Here is an 18,402-nt window from a genome sequence, read left to right on the forward strand (position 1 = left end):
GCCCTAGCGTTTCGCCTTGGCGCCGTCGGCGGCGCCCCGGACCTCTGTGACCAGGGCAACCTTGGGGAAGCCGGCGGCGCTCAGCACCCCCATAACCTCCATCACCCGACCGTAATCGATGGTTTTGTCACCGCGGACAAAGATCCGGGTTTCAGGCTTTTGCGAGGTGATCGCCTGCAAGCGGGGGGCAAGATCCTCCAGCTTGACCTCGGTTTCCTGAATCCAGATCTTGCCGTGGGCATCGACGGTGACCGACAGCGGCGTGTCGTCGCCTTTCAGCGGCGTCGCCTGGGTCTTGGGCAGATCGACCTGGACCCCGGCGGTCAGCAACGGCGCCGTCACCATGAAGATGATCAGCAACACCAGCATCACGTCGACCATCGGGGTCACGTTGATCTCGGCCATCGGCCGGAATTTGGCCTTGCCCCGGCGATTGCCGACCGAGGCGCCCATCAGATCTTCTCCTCCAGTTGACGCGACAAGATCGCGCCGAACTCGCCGGCGAAGTTCTCCAGCCGCTTGCCATAGCGGTCGAGGTCGGTGGAGATTTTGTTATAGGCGATCACCGCCGGGATGGCCGCGACCAGACCGAGAGCGGTGGCGAACAGCGCCTCGGCGATGCCGGGAGCGACGACGGCGAGCGAGGTGTTCTTTGTCGCCGCGATCGACTGGAAGCTGTTCATGATGCCCCACACGGTGCCGAACAGGCCGACGAACGGCGCGGTCGAACCGACCGAGGCGAGGAAGCCCAGGCGGCGTTCCAGCAAATCCATCTCACGGCCGAGCGTCACGTTCATCACCCGGTCGATCCGCTGGGGCAGACTGGCCCGCGTGGTGTCACGGTCGGCCAGCCCCTTGGCGGCGGTACGGCGCCATTCCCGCATCGCGGCGACGAACACCGACGACATCGGGTCGAGCGGTCGCGAGCCGATCCGGTCGTACAATTCTTCGAGCGAGCCGCCCGACCAGAACGATTCCTCGAATTGATCGGCGCGCTGGGTGAGCTGACGCACCTTCATGATCTTGTCGAAGATGATCGCCCAGCACCAGAACGAGGCGCCGATCAGCGCCAGCATCACCAACTTGACGATGACGTCGGCGCGCATGAACAGCGCCCACATCGAGAGGTCATGCTGCATGGCCGCGCCCGCGACCGCCGCCGTCTGCGTTGGATCCATGATATCTACTGCCTTTCGCTGATCCAAGTCCCGAACAGGTCGCGCATCGCGGCTGGAAGCCGCGTCGGCCTGCCCGACAGGGTGATATAGCCCAGGCGCACGCCGATACGCACTAATTCCGTGCCATCGTCGTTGCGCCGGATGATCTGATCGAGGTCGAGACTGGCCCCGCCAAGCGCGCGCAGTTCGGTCTCGACCGTCAACAGGTCGTCCAGCCGCGCCGGTCGCAAAAAGTCAACGACAGCGCGGCGAACGGCAAAGGCGGTGCCGTCCTGCAACAGGGTCTGCTGGCTGATCCCCAGCTCGCGCACCATCTCGGTGCGGGCGCGCTCTGCGAAATTCAGATAGCAGGAATGATAGACGATGCCGCCTGCGTCGGTATCCTCGTAATACACTCGGACCGGGTGGAGATGACGCGGCATCAAAACTCCTCCGTCGGATCGGCCAGCAAATCGAGCTGGTCGGGCATCTCGCGCGGCGGCGTCAGCCCAAGATGGCGATAGCCGCTCGCCGACAGCATCCGCCCGCGCGGAGTCCGTTGCAGCAAGCCCTGTTGCAGCAGATAGGGCTCGACCACTTCCTCCAGCGTATCGCGGCTTTCCGACAGCGCCGCCGCCAGGGTTTCGACCCCCACCGGGCCACCGGCGTAATCGCTGGCGATGCGGCCGAGATAGCGGCGGTCCATCGCGTCCAGCCCCATCCGATCGACCTCAAGGCGCCGCAACGCGGCATCGGCAATCTGGGCATCGACCGGCAGCCGCCCGGCGACGGTGGCGAAGTCGCGCACCCGGCGCAACAGCCGCCCGGCCACGCGCGGGGTGCCGCGCGAGCGGCGGGCCACTTCGCCAGCTCCGTCCTCGGTCATCGCCAATCCCAACACTCCGGCTCCGCGCCGCACGATCGCTTCCATTTCCTCGGGCAAATAGAAATTCATCCGGCACGGAATGCCGAACCGCTCCCGCAAAGGCGTGGTCAGCAAACCGGACCGGGTCGTCGCTCCGACCAGGGTAAAGCGAGGCAGATCGATCCGGACCGACCGCGCCGCCGGACCTTCGCCGATGATCAGATCGAGCTGAAAGTCCTCCATCGCAGGATAGAGGACTTCCTCTATGGCAGGATTAAGGCGATGAATCTCGTCGATGAACAGAACGTCGCGCGGCTCCAGATTGGTCAGCAGCGCCGCTAGATCGCCCGCCCGCTGAATCACCGGCCCCGACGTGGCCCGAAATCCTACCCCCAGTTCGCGGGCGACGATCTGGGCCAGCGTCGTCTTGCCCAGACCGGGCGGGCCGTGGAACAGCACATGGTCAAGCGCCTCGCCCCTCGCCCGCGCCGCGTCGATGAACACCTTCAGATTGTCGCAGACGCTGCGCTGACCGATGAAATCGTCCAGGATCAGCGGCCGCACCGACGCCTCGCTATCCTCGGCCGCTTGCTGGGGAGAAACCACGCGAGGCTCGCTCATCGCAGCATGTCCCGACCCAGCCGCTTCAGCGCCGCGCCGATCAAAGCGGGCACCTCGGCCTGCTCGCCCAACTCGGCGGCAACCAACCCGACCACCTCGAAGGCTTCAAGCCGACGATAGCCAAGATTGACCAGCGCCGACACCGCATCCTCGATCGGTCCAGCGGCAGCGGGCGCAAAGCTGCCGCCCCCGCCCGCGACCGAGACGGCGCCGGGCGGCACGCTGGCGATACCGCCCGCTTTGTCCTTCAGTTCGGTCAAAATCCTGAGCGCCAGCTTTGGCCCGACGCCATTGGCCCGGGTCAGCCCGGCCTTGTCCCCGGCGGCCAGCGTCCGCAACAACTGATCGGGCGTCAGCACCGACAAAATCGACAGCGCCACCCGCGCCCCCACCCCCTGCACCGTCGTCAGTAGGCGGAACCAGTCGCGCTCGCCGCTTTCGGCGAAGCCGTAAAGCTGGATCGCATCCTCGCGGACATGGGTTTCGACCAGCAGGGTCACCCCGGTTCCGGGCGCGAGCCGGGCCAGGGTCCGCCCCGAGCAGGACACCAGATAGCCGACGCCGCCGACATCAATCACCGCCCAATCCTCGCCGACCGAATCGACGGTGCCGCGCAGACGGGCGATCATGACCGCACCGCTTGGTCGAGGCGCTTGCGGGTGCCGAGATGGTGGGCGTGGCAGATCGCGACCGCCAGGGCATCGGCGGCATCGGGGGTTTCAGCCAGGCAGCCGGGCAGCAGAGTCCGGACCATCATCCCCACCTGCTCCTTGGCGGCACGGCCGGTGCCGACCACCGCCTGCTTGATCCGGGTCGGCGCGTATTCGCCCACCATCAGCCCGGCGCGGGCGGGAACCAACAAAGCGATGCCGCGCGCCTGACCCAACTTCAGGGTGCTTTCGGGGTTTTTGTTGACGAAGGTTTCCTCGACCGCCGCCTCCTCGGGCGAGAAGGCGGCCAGGATCGCGGCGATACCGTCATGGAGCTGGACCAGACGCTCGGCCAGACTGAGGGACGCATCCGAACGAACGACACCGTCGGCGACGTGGCGCAGACGGTTGTCGGTCATGTCGATGATGCCCCAGCCGGTCTGGCGCAAGCCCGGGTCGAGACCCAGCACCCTCATAGCCTGAAGTCTCCCGTGGGCCGTGGCGGATCAGCCGCCCAGGCGTTCCATGATCGCGTCGGGAATCTCGAAATTGGCCTGGACCCGCTGGACGTCGTCATTGTCCTCCAGCGCTTCCAGCAACTTCATCAGCGTCTTGGCGGTATCTTCGTCGGACACCGGGACGGCGGTCTGGGGCTTCCAGTCCAGCCGGGCGTATTCCGGCGTGCCGAAGCGGGCTTCCAGCGCATCGCGCACCACCGCCAGATCGTCGGGCGCACAGGTGATCTCGTGCCCCTCGTCGTCGGTCTCGACATTGTCGGCCCCGGCGTCGAGCGCACCTTCGAACATCTGGTCGGCGGTGCCGGTCACCAGCGGATAGCGGATCGCGCCGACGCGGTCGAACATGAACGACACCGAATTGGTTTCGCCCAGCGCACCGCCGTTCTTGGTGAAGGCCGAACGGATTTCCGACGCGGTGCGATTGCGGTTGTCGGTCAGACCCTCGACGATGATCGCGACCGAGCCGGGGCCATAGCCCTCGTAGCGGACTTCTTCGTAATTGGTGTCGTCGCCGCCACCGCTGCCGCGCTTGATCGCGCGGTCGATGGTGTCTTTCGACATGTTGGCCCCGCGCGCCGCCATCACCGCCGCGCGCAGACGTGGATTCGACGCCGGATCGGGCAGCCCCGATCGGGCCGACACCGTCAATTCGCGGATCAGCTTGGTGAAGATCTTGGCGCGCTTGGCGTCCTGGGCACCCTTGCGGTGCATGATGTTCTTGAACTGCGAATGACCGGCCATGGTCCCGTGCGAGTCCCCTGATGAAATGGAGAACGGGCCGTGCCCACGCCACGAGCGGTGGCGGGCGACGACCGCGATGCCCCGATTACGCCAAAGCCGACGACATGGCAAGACCCGTGCATGCGCCGACCACTTGTTTATCCCGGCCAACACTCCTGCAAGCGCGGCCCCAAACGCAGCGGCGCGACCCGAACCGCCTGTCCGCTGCGGTCATCGGTTTCGATCATCACCCCGCAGATCGTGCCGGGGCCTTCGGACGGCGACAGCCGCTCGCCCGGCACCTTGCGGACGAATTTATGGATCGCCGGACCCTTTTTCATCCCGATCACCGAATCATAATCGCCGCACATCCCGGCATCGGTCAGATAGGCGGTGCCGCCCGGCAGAATCTGCGCGTCGGCGGTCGGAATGTGGGAATGGGTGCCGACGACCAGACTGACCCGGCCGTCGAGGACGTGACCCAGTGCCATCTTCTCGCTGCTGGCTTCGGCGTGGACATCGACGATGATCGCATCGACCCCGCCCGGCCCCATCCGCAGCCGGGTCAACTCGCGCTCCAGCGCGGCGAAGGGGCAATCGAGCGGGTCCATGAACAACCGCCCCATCACCTGGATCACCGCGACCCGGCGACCGCGTGCCAGGGCATAGACCCCGCTTCCCTTGCCCGGAGTCCCAGGAGGAAAGTTCAGCGCCCGCAACAGCCGGGGTTCGGAATCGATGTAGGGCAGAATCTCGCGATGGTCCCAGGCATGGTTGCCCAAGGTCACCACATCGACACCGGCGGCAAAGAATTCGTCGCAGACCTTGGGGGTCAGTCCGAAGCCATGGGCGGCGTTCTCGCCGTTCAACACGACGAAATCGGGCGACAGACGAGCCCGGATGTCCTTCATCCGCGCCAAAATGGCGTCACGGCCGGCGCGACCGACCACGTCACCCAGGAAAAGCAATCTCATGCGCGCACCACGGTGAGCAATCCCTCCTCGGTGAGGATCATATCCAGCGGCTGATCCCACGGTTCCGACGGCAAGGCCGGACTCTGCTGAGCGGCAAAGGCCAGACCGACGGCAACCACGCCGTCGCCCCGACGCAGGGCGTCCAGGGTGCGGTCATAGTAGCCGCCCCCGAAGCCGAGACGGAACCCTTTTGCGTCGAACGCCAGCAATGGCACCAACAGCAGGGTTGGAATCAGCCGCGGCGCGGCCGGGGTGGGATGAGCGGTACCGTGCGGGCCGGGCTCGAGCCGATCACCCGGACTCCAGCCGCGAAAGGCCAGCGGCGCGTCGGGCGCGGTCACCTCGGGCAGGGCCAGGGCGGCTCCGCGCGCGGCCAGGGCCTCCATCAACGGACGGGGATCGAGTTCGCCCGGCAGCGGCCAATAGCCCCCGATCACACTCCCCGTCCCGACACTCAGCCGATCGCCCCAGGCGGCGACCGCCTGTGCCGCCGCCGGACCCAACCGGTCGGACAGGCCGCGCCGCAGCCTCAACGCCTCGCGGCGCAGGGACTGTTTCAGGGCGGATGGAGAGGAAGAAGAAGACGTCATGAAAGATGCTTCAAGCGGGAGCGGCGCCACCTCGGCCGTTGACGTGCATGTCCTCTGTGGCCTGCTTACGCAGGTGGGTGGCCATATGCCGGAACCACGATTCCGGCAGGGACAGCCCCCGAGAGGTCGTTATTGGCCCCAGGGACGTAGGCTGTCTGACGCACCGCGCAGCAAACCGCTCCCAGTGGCAGACTAGGCCCTTTCCAGACGGGTCGCAATGGCCTCGATACGGCTGGCCAATTGCTCGACAAGCCCGGCCAGACGGGCGTCACCATCGTCGGTGGCGGCGGCAACCCGGTCCAATCCGGACACGTTGTCATGGGCGTCGGACAATTCATCGGCCAGCAGCAGGCACAGCATCACCAGCAAGCGGGAATCGCTGACGACGCCGACGGCGGACAGCAGGGCCTGGGCACGGGTATCGATCTCGCGCCCCAGCGCCTGGACCCGGGCGGACTGGTCGTCCTCGCAGGCGATATCGTACAGACGGCCATTGATGGTGATGGTGACGACGGCCAAACCCTAGTCCTCCAGCAGGCCGCGCAAACGGTCGATGGTGTCGTCGAGACGACCGGCGACGATGCGGACAGTTTCGTCCAGGCGCTCGTAATCCTCGCGGGACTCGCGCAATTCGCCCGCCAGCAGAAGATCGCCGGCACCGACCCGCGCCGCGGCACTTTCCAGACGGTCAATCGCCGCCCCCAGCCGCTGCATCGCGTCTTCCGTTCGCTGCAAGCCCGTTCCCCGACGCTGTTCCACGCCCGGTTTCCCTTTCCGTTCGGATTGGCCCCGAGGGTATGGCCGAAGTCCGGGCGAGTCAACGCGCCTTGCTTGTCCGCGTCTCCGCCCCGTCCCGTCTCCCCCCGTCTCGGGGCTCGGCTACGGCCCGTCTTGGGCGATCAGCCTCGCGGCGTCAGAAAGGCGGCGGTGCGCCGAACCGCTTCGGCCAGACCGACCCGTTCCGGCACCACGCCTTTCGGAAAAGCCCCAAACAGCCGCGACGGCATCATCGGGTCGAGCAGCACGAACACGCCGTGATCGTCGGCGCGGCGGACCAGCCGCCCGAACGCCTGCTTCAGCCGCAATCTCGTGATGCGATCATCATAGAAGCGGCCGCCGAAGCAATCGCGCCGGGCCCGGTGCAAGATGTCGGGACGCGGCCACGGCACCCGGTCGAACACGATCAGCCGCAGCGCGCGGCCGGGGACATCGACTCCGTCGCGCATCGCGTCGGTGCCGAGCAGACAGGATTCCTGCTCGGCGCGGAAGATATCGACCAGGGTGGCGCTGTCCATCGCATCGACATGCTGGGCCAGCAGCGGCAGACCGGCATCTTCGAGCGGCCCACCGATGCGGCGATGCACCTCGCGCAGCCGCGAGATCGCGGTGAACAGGCCCAGCCCGCCGCCGCCTGCCGCCAGGAACAGTTCGCGATAGGCCGCCGCGACCTGATCCATATTGTCCTTGCGGACATCGGTGACGATCAGGACGCGGGTACTGGCGGGATAATCGAACGGCGAGGTCACCGCCGCCCGCAGCGGCGGGGCGGGCAGATGACAGCCGCCGGTGCTGCGTTCGGCGGCGCGCCAATCGGCCTCGGGTTCGCCCGAACCGTCGCGCAAGGTCGCCGAGGTGATCACCACCCCATGGGCCGGGGCCATCACCGCGCGGGCGAAGGGAAAGGATGGGTCGAGCCAGTGGCGGTGCAGCCCGACGTCAATCTCGCGCCCCTCGATCCGCTCGACCGCCAGCCAATCGACATAGCGGTCGGGATAAACCGGGACGGCCTCCCCGTCTTCTCCCGCTGGCGCGCTGGGCGGGGAGGCGTCGGCTATGGCCGGATCGGTCGCAATCGTCGCCAGCATGTTCTTCCATCCCGTCAGCGGCATCACCACCCGGCGCTGGATACCCCGGCAAATCCCCTCGATCCGCGACCGGGTCGAACTGTCGAGTTCCGCCGCCTCGTCGTCGAGCAGCGCCGCCAGCGCCTTGGCCAGCACCTGCAACGGCTGCTCCAGTCCGACCAGCGCCGTCGCCAGATCAATCGCCGCCGCCGCCAGCCCCTCGACCGGCGGCCGGGTCGGCGTTTCCAGGCTGTAGGGAGAATCGGGAGACTCGGACCGGGCCATCACCTGACGGCGGACCTGGGCGAGGAATCTCTCGGCTGGACCTTGGGGTTCCTCGACCGCCAGCCGCTGCACCCAGCCCGGTCCGGGCAAATGCCGCGCGGCGGCCAGAGCCTGATCGAGCGCCAGCGCCGCCTCTTCCGATCCGCCGACCAGATCCTCGGCGCGGCGGTAAAGACCACGCGCCCGCGACCGGCCGCCATCGCCTTCCGGCCCCAGCAGCCAGCGCCGCATCTCGGCCCCTTCCTGCCCGGTCAAATGCAGCGAGAAAGCCGAATCGGCGACATCGAAAACGTGGTGGCCTTCGTCGAACACCAGCCGGGTCGGCACCGCGCCATCGTCCAGCCCGCCCAGCGCCGCCTGGATCATCACCAGGGCATGGTTGGCGACGACGATGTCGGCCTTGCGGGCACGGCGCACCGCCCGCTCGATGAAGCATTTGCGGTAATGGAAGCAGGCCGAGAACACGCACTCGCCGCGCCGGTCGGTCAACCCCAGCGTCGGGCCGCGCCCCAGCAGATCGACCAGCCAGCCGGGAAAGTCGCCGCCGACCATGTCGCCGTCGCGGGTCGCGCCGACCCAGCGCGCCACCAGCCCGACCGCGATTGCGGCGCGGGCATTGTCGCGCAAGGCGAATTCCTCGTAATTCAGCAGGCAGACGTAATTCTCGCGTCCCTTGCGGATCACCACCTTGCGGGCTTTTTCCGCCGGATCGGGATAGAGCCGGTCCAGTTCGACATCAAGCTGGCGTTGCAAGTTGCGGGTGTGGGTCGAAATCCACACCGGCGCGCCGTTGCGTTCGGCCCACAGGCTGGCCGGAGCGATATAGCCCAGGGTCTTGCCGGTGCCGGTCCCGGCCTCGGCCAGCACCAGATGCGGCTCGCCCGCCTCGTCGCGGGGCAGGAACGCCTGCGACACTGCCGAAGCATAATCGGCCTGCCCCGAGCGCTGCTCTGCCCCCTCGCCCAGCATCGACGCCAGCCGCGCCCGCGCCTCGGCCGGGGCGACCGGCAGACTTCCGGCCGGAGGCTCGGGCGCGGATTCGTTCCATTCCGGCAGTCGCTCCCACACCCGGATTGCGGCAACGCCCCGTCCGCCCTCGCCTTCAACTCCCAGCGCCGCCAGCACCGGAGCGCCCCAGCTCCAGCCGCCCCGCGCCATCATCCAGGCCAGCCCGCGCACTTCGGCGACCCGCCGCACCGAAGCAACCGCCAGACCGGCCGATAAATCTTCCAGCAAGCGACGACAGGCCACCCGCAGCGTCTCGGCCTCGTCCTCGGGGTCAAGCGGGGCGACCAGCCCCAGCGCCTCGGCCACCCCGCGCGGCGTCGGCAGGCAGAACCGCGCCGGACGGACAAAGGCGAACAATTCCAAGATGTCGTAGCGTTCGAACGACTCGATCCGAAGCCGCGCCGCCACCGATGGGCCGTGACAGACCAGCGGCATGTCGCCCCGCGCCCGCTGCGCCGCCTGGGCAGGCGACAGGCGCAGACACTCGCCATCGGGTTCAAGCAGGACGGAGCCGCGCAGCCCGGCGACCAGCACCGGAACCTGGGGCATGAGGATGCGGGGAGAAGGTGTCATCCCCCGACACTACCCGGATGTTCCCGGTTTGTCACCGTGGTTACCGGGGTGACATGCCCCTCAAGCGCCGGGCGCGACCTCCGGTCGCTTGGCTTTCGCTCGCATGGGCTCGCGGGCGCTCAATGCGCCAGTCGCTCCGCTCCGGTCGATTGACTCTCGCGGGGCACGTCCCATATCCGAAGCACGTCCGTCCCGTTTCGAAAGCACCCTCCCCGCCATGACCGAGACTACCCCAGCCGACCAGCCGCTTGTCGTTGCGGAGAAGGTTACTCTCAGCCTCAACGGTGCCGCGGGCCAAGTCGATATTTTACGCGGAATCGACCTTACCGTCGCCGCCGGGGAAAGCCTGGGCATCGTCGGCCCCTCGGGATCGGGCAAATCGACCCTGTTGATGATCCTAGCCGGGCTGGAACGGCCCAGTTCGGGCCGGGTCGCCGTCGCCGGACAGGAGTTCGCCACCCTGGACGAAGACGGGCTGGCCCGGCTGCGCCGCGATCATATCGGCATCGTTTTCCAGGCCTTTCACCTGATCCCGACGATGACCGCGCTGGAAAATGTCGCGGTGCCGCTCGAACTGGCCGGACGCAATGATGCGTTCGATGCCGCCGCCGCCGCGCTCGACCTCGTCGGGCTGGCCACCCGCCAGGGTCACTATCCCGGCCAGATGTCGGGCGGCGAGCAACAGCGAGTGGCGCTGGCCCGCGCCATCGTCGCCCGTCCCCGCCTGTTGCTGGCCGACGAACCGACCGGCAATCTCGACGGCGCGACCGGACGCTCGATCATCGAATTGATGTTCGACCTCAACACCCGTCTCGGCACCACCTTGATTCTGGTCACCCACGATGACGGACTGGCGGCGCGCTGCCATCGCACCGTCCGGGTCGAAGACGGTCGGATCGGCGCATGAGCACGTTGCGCCTCGCCTTGCTGTTTGCCCGGCGCGAAGTGCGCGGCGGCCTGAAAGGCTTTCGCCTGCTGGTCGCCTGTCTGGCCCTGGGGGTTGCCGCAATCGCCGCCGCAGGCAGTCTGCGCGCCGCGTTCGAAACCGCCTTGTCCGAACAATCACGCACCCTGATCGGCGGCGATCTCGCCTTTGCCCAACCGGCCCAGCCGCCGACACCCGAACAGGTCGCGCTGTTGTCCTCGGTCGGCGCGGTGACCGCCGGACTCGAGATGCGGGGCATGGCGACCCTGGATGACAATCGCGACCGTACCCTGGTCGAGGTCAAGGGAGTCGATAAAGCCTATCCCCTGGTCGGTCAGGTCGAACTGTCGCCCGTCCAACCGCTGGCCGAGGCGCTGGCGTTGCGCGACGGCCATTGGGGCGCGGTCGCCGACCCCAATCTGCTGACCCGGCTGGGACTGTCGCCCGGTGACCGCCTTCATCTCGGCGATGCCGAGCTTGAGGTCCGCGCCATCCTGGTGCGCGAGCCCGACCGCATTGCCAATGCGATGGGGTTCGGCCCCCGCCTGATGGTCGCCGACGAAGCCCTGGCCGAAACCGGGCTGGTCCGGCCCGGCAGCCTGATCCGCCATACGCTGCGGGTCGCGCTGTTCCCCGGCACCGATCCCGCCGACCTGCGCCGCCGCTTGGCCGAGCGCTTTCCCGACGCCCCCTGGCAAATTCGCGACACCGCCGAACCCGCCCCCGGTCTGGGTCGTTTTCTCGACACCGTCGCCGCCTTCATGACCCTGGTCGGGCTGACCGCGCTGCTGGTCGGCGGGATCGGCATCGCCAATGCCGTCCGCGCCTATCTCGACAGCCGCACCGACACCATCGCCACCCTGAAATGCCTGGGGGCGCCCGTCCGGCTGATCCTGCTCACCTATCTGCTGCTGGTCGGGCTGATGGCCCTGATCGGCATCGTGATCGGACTGGCCGCCGGAGCCGCGCTGGTGCCGCTGGCGATCGCCTTTGCCGGAGAGTCCCTCCCCCTCCCCGCCACGGCTGGGCTGTTCCCGGTTCCGCTGATCGTCGCCGCCGGTTTTGGCGTGCTGTCGGCGCTGGTGTTCACCCTGGCTCCGCTCGGTCGCGCCCGCCGCGTCCCCGCCGCGCTGCTGTTTCGCCAGCGGATCGAGCCCGACGGCGCAGACACCTCATTGTGGTCCGACCGCCCCACCCTGCTGGGGTTGGGACTGGCCTCGGTCGGGCTGGCGGCGCTGACGGTGCTGTCGTCGGGCAGCAAGCCGCTGGCCGCCGGGTTCGTCGTCGTCGCCATCGCCGTCCTCGCCCTGTTCCGCACCTTGGCCTGGGCACTGTCGCACGTCGCGGCAAAACTGACCCAGCACCATGGCCGTCTGATCGGGCCGGGCTGGCGGATGGCGCTCGCCAACCTGCACCGGCCCGGTTCGACGGTGGTGGGGATGGTACTGTCGCTCGGGCTGGGGCTGTCGGTGCTGGTGACGATTGCCCTGGTCGAAGGCAATCTGGCCGACCAGTTCGGCCGTCGCCTGCCCCGCGTTGCCCCCAGCTATTTCTTTATCGACGTCCAGCCCGATCAGGTCGAACCGCTGCGCCAGACCGTCGCCGCCGCCGATCCCACCGCGACGCTGGAGACCGCGCCGATGGTGCGGGGACGGCTGACCGCGATCAAGGGCATCCCGGTCGAGGCGGCCCATATCGCCCCCGACGTCGCCTGGGCGGCCCGGGGCGACCGTGGCCTGTCCACCGCGATCGTGCCGCCGCCCGGAACCCGGCTGGTCGAAGGAACATGGTGGCCGACCGATTATAATGGCCCGCCGCTGGTCTCGGTCGACCGCGCCGTCGCCAAGGGTTTTGGCCTGTCGGTGGGCGACCGGGTCGGGCTCAACGTGCTGGGGCGCGAGATCGACGCCGAAGTCGCCTCGCTGCGCGACATCGACTGGAGCAGCCTGTCGATGAACTTCGCCTTCCTGGTCTCGCCGGGGGCGCTGACCGGCGCCCCTTATACCGTGATCGCGACCTTGCGCGGCGGTGGCGGCGACGGGTTGGCCGTTGAGAAAGCGGTCACCGACCGGCTGCCCAACATCTCGGCGATCCGGGTCAAGGAAGCGTTGGACACCGCCCGCGGCGTGATTGATCAGGCCGATCTGGCCGTCCGCGCCGCAGCGGCGGTGACGCTGGCGGCCGGAGCGATGGTGCTGGCCGGGGCAGTGATGGCCGGTCATCGCCGCCGGGTATGGGAATCGGTGGTGCTGAAGGTGCTGGGAGCCAGCCGCGCCCAGATCCGCCGCGCCTATCTGATCGAGTTCGGTCTGATCGGGCTGGGAACCGGGCTGGCGGCGGCGTTGGTGGCGCAAGCGGCCTCGTGGGCGCTGCTGACTCAGGTGATGAAAATGGGGTGGGTGTTCCTGCCCAGCCTCACCCTCGTCACCCTCGCCGGATGTCTGGTCGCCGCCCTGATCGCCGGGTATGTTGGAACCTGGCAGGCGCTCCGGGTCAAAGCCGCGCCGCTGCTGCGCGAGGAATAGTGAAGCGGGTGTATGCGTTTACCGTAACTTGATTCGTTTGGAGACTCGCCCATATTGTGGGCAGGATCAACCTCACCCGTCAAAGGAACGACAATGTCCTTCGGAACAGACCGCAGATATATGACCACCGCCCAGGCCCAGGCGGCCCAGATCGATGTGGGCCTGCGGCAATACATGCTCCGGGTCTACAATTACATGGCCTCGGGGCTGGCCCTGACCGGTATCGTCGCCCTTCTGGTGGCCTCGACGCCTGTTTTGACCCAGGCGATTTTTGGCACCCCGCTGAAGTGGGTGGTGATGCTGGCCCCGATCGGCTTCGTGTTCTTCCTCAGCGCGCGGATCGAGCATATTCGCGGCGCCACCGCGTCGGCCCTGTTCTGGGTCTTCGCCGCGCTGATGGGTGCCTCGCTGTCGTCGGTGTTCCTGATCTACACCGGCGCGTCGGTGGCGCGGACCTTCTTCATCACCGCCGCCGCCTTCGCCGCGCTTAGCCTCTATGGCTACACCACCAAGAAGGACCTGTCGGGCTTCGGCAGCTTCCTGTTCATGGGCGTGATCGGCCTGCTGATCGCCGGCATCGTCAACATCTTCCTCCAGAGCTCGATGATGCAGTTCGTGATCTCGGCCGCGGGCGTGCTGATCTTCGCCGGCCTGACCGCGTTCGACACCCAGCGCATCAAGGAAATGTACTGGGAAGGCGCCAATTACGGCGACACCGCCACCAAGACGGCGGTGATGGGTGCCCTGTCGCTGTACATGGACTTCATCAACATGTTCACCTTCCTGCTCCAATTCCTCGGCGACCGCCGCGAGTAGGATCGGGACCGGGCAACCGGACATGACGAAGGCCCCTCCCGGACGGGAGGGGCCTTTTTCTTGTCCCGATCAGATTGCTGATTAATCCACTTCGAAGGCGTCGAACGGCGCCCCGGCGCTGGCCTCGGTAAAGCCGAACAGCTCGAACCCGGTCTTGAAATGGGTGGGAAGCGGGGCGATCACCTCCAGCCGCTTGCCGGTGCGGGGATGGGGCAGCCGTAGGGCGCGGGCGTGGAGGTGCAGCTTGCGCGACAGGCCAAAGCCCTCGATCATCGCGTCCTTGCCGCCATATTTGCCGTCGCCCAGGATCGGCGTGCCGAGCAGCAGGCAATGCGCCCGCAATTGGTGGGTCCGGCCGGTGCGCGGTTCCATCTCCAGCCATGCGGCCCGTTTCAGCGCCGAATCGACGATCCGGTAATAGGTGATGGCGTGGCGGCCGTCTTCCTCATCGACGCCCATCTTCTCGATGCCCTTGCCGCCCAGCTTCGACAGCGGCGCGTCGATCCGACCCTGGCGCAGCTTGGGCACGCCCGCGACCAGCGCCCAATAACATTTCTGAGCCGAGCGGCTTTTGAACAGAGCGGCCAGCTTGGCGGTGGCTCCGGCCGAGCGGCCGAGCAGCAGCACCCCCGACGTATCCTTGTCGAGACGATGGACCAGACGGGGCCGGTCCGGCGCGTCGAAGCGCAGCACGTCCAGCATCGCGTCGAGATGGTTGTCGGCCATGCCGGTGCCGCCCTGGACCGCCAGCCCCGGCGGCTTGTTCAAGACGATCACGTCGTCGTCGAGATACAGCACCGCATCCTGCAAGGCGCGGGCGGTGCGCTCATCGACCGCCGGACGCGGGGCCTGGATTACCGGAGCCGGTCCGGTCGGCAGCGGAGGCACCCGCACCGCCTGACCGGCACTCAGGCGCTGGCTGGCCTTGACCCGGCCGCCATCAACCCGCACCTGCCCGGTGCGCAGCCATTTTTCCAGCAGCCCGTGGCTGACGGTGGGGAAATGGCGTTTGAACCAACGATCGACGCGGATATCCGCGTCGTCGGGTGAAACCGTGAGAATGCTAACGTCGCTCATGGCTGGAGCTATATCAGGCGGCGGCGGCAACGCCAAGGAATCGCCGCCGCCGTTTCCGGGCCAGCCATTGATTTTCCAGCTAACCGGAAACATATGCAGAGCGCACAATAAGGTTTCCGCTTGATCCCCCGTCGAGCAAGCCCCACCCAAAACCCACCCAACGATACGACGGAAGGTTCTTTCCGATGCGCGACAATGGCCCGGTGACGAATCGAGAGATCGAGTTGGACGAGAACGTGCTTCTCGTCTCCAAAACCGATCCCGGCGGTCGGATCACCTTCGTCAACAAGGCCTTCGCCGATATCAGCGGCTTTACCGAAGACGAATTGATCGGCTCGCCCCACAATCTGGTGCGCCACCCCCACATGCCGAAGGAAGCCTTCGCCGACATGTGGACGACGATCAAGGGCGGGCGTCCATGGGAGAGCTTCGTCAAGAACCGGACCAAGAGCGGCGATTTCTATTGGGTCCGCGCCAACGTCACCCCGATCGTCGAAAAGGGTCAGATCGCGGGCTTCATCTCGATCCGTTCGAAGCCGTCGCGTCAGCAGATCGCCCAAGCCGAACGCGCTTACGAACTGTTCCGCCAGGGCCGCGCCGCCGGACTGGCGATCGAGGACGGGCGGGTGGTGTCGCGCCGTCTGGCCGGTCGGATCGACCGTCTGCGCCACAGCATCGCCGGACGCCTGGGCGCAGGGCTGGGATTGCTGGGGCTGCTAATGCTGCTGATCGGGAGCGTCGGCATCCTGGGCATGCGGAGCAACCAATTCGATCTCGGGAAAATCTATCACGGCAGCACCGAATCCGCGATCGACCTGGCCGACGTCTCCAACCAGTTGCAAGACAGCCATGTCCAATTGACCCTGGCGACGATCGAGATGTTGAGCGGCCGCCCCGACGCCCCGGTCGGGGTCCGTCTGGCCCGCATTCAAGCCAATATCGAGAACACCACCCGTCGCCTCAACCACATCGCCGCCAACCCGCTGTCGTCGCCCGAGGAAAAGCGTTTGTTCGCCAAATTCCTCGAGGCGCGCGAGGATCTGCGGCGCGAGGCGGTCACCCCCGCTTTGGATCTGGCCACCAAGGGCGACAGCGCCGCCCTGGCCCAGGTGATGATCTCGAGTCTGGTGCCCCGCTTCAACCACACCCGCGACATCCTGACCGAACTGATTGATCTTCAGAAGAGCAGCGCCGCCACCGCCTATGCCGATTCCGACCAACGCTCGGATCGGCTCGATCTGGCGCTCGTGCTGGCGATGGGTCTTTCGATCATCCTGTCCGTCGTGCTTGGGACTTGGCTGGTCCGCACCGTGCGGCGACCGATGAGCGAAATGGAACGCCATTTCGACGCCATCGCCGGGGGCAATCTTACCCACGATATCCCTCCGGCCAGCGTCGAGGAATTCAACCAGTTAAGCTCGCTGCTGCGGGCGTTGAAAGCGAAGCTGGGCTACAATTTGCTGGAAAAGGCCGAGTTGGATCGCCAATCCGAGGAAAGCCGCCGCGCCGAATTGAACCGCGTCGCCGGATCGCTGGAAGATCGGGTCAAGGGCGTCGTCGATCTGATCGAAATCTCGTCGGGCTCGCTGCTGGGCAACGCGCAGACCCTGTCGCACAATGCCGAACAGACGATGGTCCAATCCGAAACCGTCACCGTGATGACCGGGCAAGTCACCTCGAACGTCCAGGCGGTCTCGGCCGCGACCCACGAATTGTCCAGTTCGGTGGGCGAGATTTCCCGTCAGGTCTCCCACGCCGCCACGATCGCGGGCGACGCCGTCCGTCAGGCGGGCGAGACCGACCGGATGGTGCTGGGTCTGGCCGACGCCGCCCAGAAAATCGGCGAGGTGGTCAAGCTGATCAACGATATTGCGGCCCAGACCAACCTGCTGGCGCTGAACGCCACCATCGAGGCGGCCAGGGCCGGTGACGCTGGCAAGGGCTTTGCCGTCGTTGCCAACGAAGTCAAGCACCTCGCCAACCAAACCGCGCGCGCGACCGAGGATATCGGGCTTCAGGTCACCGCGATCCAGAACGAGACCAACGCGGCGGTGTCGGCGATCCGCTCGATCTCGGGCACGATCGAGACGATCAGCGAACTGACCTCGGCGATTGCCGCCGCTGTCGAGGAACAAGGGGCCGCCACCAGCGAAATCGCCCGCTCGGTCCAGCAGGCCGCCCAGGGCACTGCCGCCGCCGCCGAGAATGTCGAGCATGTCGCCGCCGCCGCCGAGGAAACCAAGCTGATGTCCGATCAGGTGTTCGGAGCCGCCACCGGGCTGCAACAGGCCTCGGACCAGCTTGCCCGCGAGGTCGCCGGTTTCATCTCGGACATCCGTTCGGCCTAACCTGGGGGCAGGCGAGCCAGACTGTCGCGCAGCACGTCAAGCTGGGCTTCGACCGAAGCCGCCTGTTCGCCCAATCCCAGGGCGGACAGGATCGCCGCCAGACTTTCCAGGGTCAGCACCAGCGACGGCACCGCCGCCAGCGGATTGTCCGGCACCAGGGTATGGAGCAGATCGACCGATTCCAGCGCCGAATCCAAACCGTCTCCAGACCGGCCGACACGGTGCAGACACCCGGCAAGAGTGCCGAGCGACTGGGCCAGCAACAGGCGGAAGCCGCCGGGCTCCGTCCGCGACAGCAGGCGGGCCAGTCCCACCGCCTCTTCGGCCAGGACCAGGGCCATCGCCGCCTCGTCGCGGATGGCCGCCGCGTTGGAAGCCTGAACCAGGGTCAGGGCCAGGATCTGCACCGCCGGAGCGGGCGGGGCTTCGCCGAACAAATCGAGGGTCAACCGGCGCATCCGCACCGCCAGATCCCACAATCCGACCTCGGAAAAGGCCAGCGACGCGCGGTGCAGCGCCTCGATCATCGGGCCGAGATAGGGCTGTCCGGCCTCTCCGCCCTGACGGAAGATAGCGGTGGCCTCGGCCAGACCCTCCGCCGCCAGGACCGCGTCGCCCTGACGCAGGCGCCCCCCGGCCCGGTTGATCTGGGCCGACACCAGGACATAGCGGGCGGAGTCGGGCGACAGCTCCATCGCCCGAGCCGCGGCCTCGACCGCTTCGTCGGAGACGCCCAGCGCCTCTTCGACCCGGTCGAGCGCATAAAGCCGCCCGGCCAGATCGTTCAGCACCGAAGCAAGCGCCTTGGGCGCGGCGGTCGGATCGGCGCGGCAGGTGGCGACGGCGTTCCGCAGAAACTCGATATCCGCCTCGGCGGATTCGTCGGGAGAAGAGACCACCGGACAG

Annotated in this window: 18 protein-coding genes and 1 other RNA gene; 4 read left to right on the forward strand and 15 right to left on the reverse strand. The window is 67.2% G+C overall.

The window, feature by feature from the left end; translation table 11 throughout:
* Window positions 1-3: 3 nt before the first annotated feature.
* The 13 genes from tolR to BLW40_RS14385 form a co-directional block, all read right to left on the reverse strand.
* Entirely contained in the window at window positions 4-453 is a 450-nt protein-coding gene (gene tolR / locus BLW40_RS14325) for a protein TolR (RefSeq protein WP_021132101.1), read from the reverse strand.
* Window positions 453-1,178 carry a protein TolQ gene (gene tolQ, locus BLW40_RS14330; RefSeq protein ID WP_074769752.1) on the reverse strand — a complete coding sequence of 242 codons (726 nt, stop codon included), beginning with the start codon at window positions 1,176-1,178 and terminating at the stop codon, window positions 453-455. Before tolQ ends, tolR begins: the two co-directional genes overlap by 1 nt.
* Before the next feature lie 5 nt (window positions 1,179-1,183).
* Window positions 1,184-1,600: a YbgC/FadM family acyl-CoA thioesterase gene (locus tag BLW40_RS14335; protein WP_074769754.1), complete on the reverse strand. Its 417-nt coding sequence runs from the start codon at window positions 1,598-1,600 to the stop codon at window positions 1,184-1,186.
* Window positions 1,600-2,643, reverse strand: a complete 1,044-nt coding sequence (gene ruvB, locus BLW40_RS14340) for a Holliday junction branch migration DNA helicase RuvB (RefSeq protein WP_074769756.1) — start codon at window positions 2,641-2,643, stop codon at window positions 1,600-1,602. The genes BLW40_RS14335 and ruvB overlap by 1 nt, the downstream gene beginning before the upstream one ends.
* On the reverse strand, window positions 2,640-3,272 hold the full coding sequence (gene ruvA, locus BLW40_RS14345; RefSeq protein ID WP_074769758.1) for a Holliday junction branch migration protein RuvA: 633 nt from the start codon (window positions 3,270-3,272) through the stop codon (window positions 2,640-2,642). Before ruvA ends, ruvB begins: the two co-directional genes overlap by 4 nt.
* Window positions 3,269-3,769 (reverse strand): crossover junction endodeoxyribonuclease RuvC, encoded by a 501-nt coding sequence (gene ruvC / locus BLW40_RS14350; protein ID WP_074769760.1) that lies wholly within the window; start codon window positions 3,767-3,769, stop codon window positions 3,269-3,271. The genes ruvA and ruvC overlap by 4 nt, the downstream gene beginning before the upstream one ends.
* Before the next feature lie 30 nt (window positions 3,770-3,799).
* Window positions 3,800-4,552: a YebC/PmpR family DNA-binding transcriptional regulator gene (locus BLW40_RS14355; protein WP_074769762.1), complete on the reverse strand. Its 753-nt coding sequence runs from the start codon at window positions 4,550-4,552 to the stop codon at window positions 3,800-3,802.
* Window positions 4,553-4,689: 137 nt separating this feature from the next.
* Window positions 4,690-5,505: a TIGR00282 family metallophosphoesterase gene (locus BLW40_RS14360; RefSeq protein ID WP_074769764.1), complete on the reverse strand. Its 816-nt coding sequence runs from the start codon at window positions 5,503-5,505 to the stop codon at window positions 4,690-4,692.
* Entirely contained in the window at window positions 5,502-6,095 is a 594-nt protein-coding gene (locus tag BLW40_RS14365) for a 5-formyltetrahydrofolate cyclo-ligase (RefSeq protein ID WP_074769766.1), read from the reverse strand. Before BLW40_RS14365 ends, BLW40_RS14360 begins: the two co-directional genes overlap by 4 nt.
* A gap of 19 nt (window positions 6,096-6,114) precedes the next feature.
* Window positions 6,115-6,272: non-coding RNA, 6S RNA (gene ssrS / locus BLW40_RS14370), on the reverse strand.
* Window positions 6,273-6,287: 15 nt separating this feature from the next.
* The gene (locus BLW40_RS14375) at window positions 6,288-6,614 is read right to left on the reverse strand and encodes a cell division protein ZapA (RefSeq protein ID WP_074769768.1); all 327 of its coding nucleotides are present in this window, start codon (window positions 6,612-6,614) and stop codon (window positions 6,288-6,290) included.
* A 3-nt stretch (window positions 6,615-6,617) separates the two neighbouring features.
* Entirely contained in the window at window positions 6,618-6,830 is a 213-nt protein-coding gene (locus BLW40_RS14380) for a hypothetical protein (RefSeq protein WP_244511205.1), read from the reverse strand.
* Window positions 6,831-6,994: 164 nt separating this feature from the next.
* Complete coding sequence (locus BLW40_RS14385; protein ID WP_074769772.1) at window positions 6,995-9,805, reverse strand: ATP-dependent DNA helicase; 2,811 nt, start codon at window positions 9,803-9,805, stop codon at window positions 6,995-6,997.
* A gap of 217 nt (window positions 9,806-10,022) precedes the next feature.
* On the opposite strand from BLW40_RS14385, the gene BLW40_RS14390 reads away from it, so the two are divergent.
* The 3 genes from BLW40_RS14390 to BLW40_RS14400 all read left to right on the forward strand — a co-directional run bounded on the left by BLW40_RS14390 (window position 10,023) and on the right by BLW40_RS14400 (window position 14,071).
* On the forward strand, window positions 10,023-10,712 hold the full coding sequence (locus BLW40_RS14390; protein WP_074769774.1) for an ABC transporter ATP-binding protein: 690 nt from the start codon (window positions 10,023-10,025) through the stop codon (window positions 10,710-10,712).
* Window positions 10,709-13,255 (forward strand): ABC transporter permease, encoded by a 2,547-nt coding sequence (locus BLW40_RS14395; protein WP_074769776.1) that lies wholly within the window; start codon window positions 10,709-10,711, stop codon window positions 13,253-13,255. The genes BLW40_RS14390 and BLW40_RS14395 overlap by 4 nt, the downstream gene beginning before the upstream one ends.
* 93 nt (window positions 13,256-13,348) lie before the next feature.
* Window positions 13,349-14,071 carry a Bax inhibitor-1/YccA family protein gene (locus BLW40_RS14400; protein ID WP_074769778.1) on the forward strand — a complete coding sequence of 241 codons (723 nt, stop codon included), beginning with the start codon at window positions 13,349-13,351 and terminating at the stop codon, window positions 14,069-14,071.
* Window positions 14,072-14,152: 81 nt separating this feature from the next.
* Here the strand turns inward: BLW40_RS14400 and BLW40_RS14405 are convergent, their stop codons facing one another.
* Window positions 14,153-15,148, reverse strand: a complete 996-nt coding sequence (locus BLW40_RS14405) for an RluA family pseudouridine synthase (protein ID WP_074769780.1) — start codon at window positions 15,146-15,148, stop codon at window positions 14,153-14,155.
* A 185-nt stretch (window positions 15,149-15,333) separates the two neighbouring features.
* Between BLW40_RS14405 and BLW40_RS14410 the strand changes: the two genes are divergently transcribed.
* Complete coding sequence (locus BLW40_RS14410) at window positions 15,334-17,496, forward strand: methyl-accepting chemotaxis protein (protein ID WP_074769782.1); 2,163 nt, start codon at window positions 15,334-15,336, stop codon at window positions 17,494-17,496.
* On the opposite strand, the gene BLW40_RS14415 is transcribed toward BLW40_RS14410, so the two are convergent.
* Window positions 17,493-18,395, reverse strand: a complete 903-nt coding sequence (locus BLW40_RS14415; protein ID WP_139305611.1) for a hypothetical protein — start codon at window positions 18,393-18,395, stop codon at window positions 17,493-17,495. The genes BLW40_RS14410 and BLW40_RS14415 overlap by 4 nt on opposite strands.
* Between the last annotated feature and the right edge of the window lie 7 nt (window positions 18,396-18,402).

It is taken from the genome of Magnetospirillum fulvum (assembly GCF_900108475.1).
GTDB classification, from domain to species: Bacteria; Pseudomonadota; Alphaproteobacteria; order Rhodospirillales; family Magnetospirillaceae; genus Phaeospirillum; species Phaeospirillum fulvum_A.

What these genes read in the sequence shown, in the direction of transcription:
- BLW40_RS14405 (WP_074769780.1), bottom strand. Translation starts at nt 15,148, where the DNA reads ATGAGCGACGTTAGCATTCTCACGGTTTCACCCGACGACGCGGATATC.
- BLW40_RS14400 (WP_074769778.1), top strand. Translation starts at nt 13,349, where the DNA reads ATGTCCTTCGGAACAGACCGCAGATATATGACCACCGCCCAGGCCCAG.
- tolR (WP_021132101.1), bottom strand. Translation starts at nt 453, where the DNA reads ATGGGCGCCTCGGTCGGCAATCGCCGGGGCAAGGCCAAATTCCGGCCG.
- ruvA (WP_074769758.1), bottom strand. Translation starts at nt 3,272, where the DNA reads ATGATCGCCCGTCTGCGCGGCACCGTCGATTCGGTCGGCGAGGATTGG.
- BLW40_RS14365 (WP_074769766.1), bottom strand. Translation starts at nt 6,095, where the DNA reads ATGACGTCTTCTTCTTCCTCTCCATCCGCCCTGAAACAGTCCCTGCGC.
- BLW40_RS14335 (WP_074769754.1), bottom strand. Translation starts at nt 1,600, where the DNA reads ATGCCGCGTCATCTCCACCCGGTCCGAGTGTATTACGAGGATACCGAC.
- BLW40_RS14410 (WP_074769782.1), top strand. Translation starts at nt 15,334, where the DNA reads ATGCGCGACAATGGCCCGGTGACGAATCGAGAGATCGAGTTGGACGAG.
- BLW40_RS14360 (WP_074769764.1), bottom strand. Translation starts at nt 5,505, where the DNA reads ATGAGATTGCTTTTCCTGGGTGACGTGGTCGGTCGCGCCGGCCGTGAC.
- tolQ (WP_074769752.1), bottom strand. Translation starts at nt 1,178, where the DNA reads ATGGATCCAACGCAGACGGCGGCGGTCGCGGGCGCGGCCATGCAGCAT.
- ruvB (WP_074769756.1), bottom strand. Translation starts at nt 2,643, where the DNA reads ATGAGCGAGCCTCGCGTGGTTTCTCCCCAGCAAGCGGCCGAGGATAGC.
- ruvC (WP_074769760.1), bottom strand. Translation starts at nt 3,769, where the DNA reads ATGAGGGTGCTGGGTCTCGACCCGGGCTTGCGCCAGACCGGCTGGGGC.
- BLW40_RS14395 (WP_074769776.1), top strand. Translation starts at nt 10,709, where the DNA reads ATGAGCACGTTGCGCCTCGCCTTGCTGTTTGCCCGGCGCGAAGTGCGC.
- BLW40_RS14385 (WP_074769772.1), bottom strand. Translation starts at nt 9,805, where the DNA reads ATGACACCTTCTCCCCGCATCCTCATGCCCCAGGTTCCGGTGCTGGTC.
- BLW40_RS14390 (WP_074769774.1), top strand. Translation starts at nt 10,023, where the DNA reads ATGACCGAGACTACCCCAGCCGACCAGCCGCTTGTCGTTGCGGAGAAG.
- BLW40_RS14355 (WP_074769762.1), bottom strand. Translation starts at nt 4,552, where the DNA reads ATGGCCGGTCATTCGCAGTTCAAGAACATCATGCACCGCAAGGGTGCC.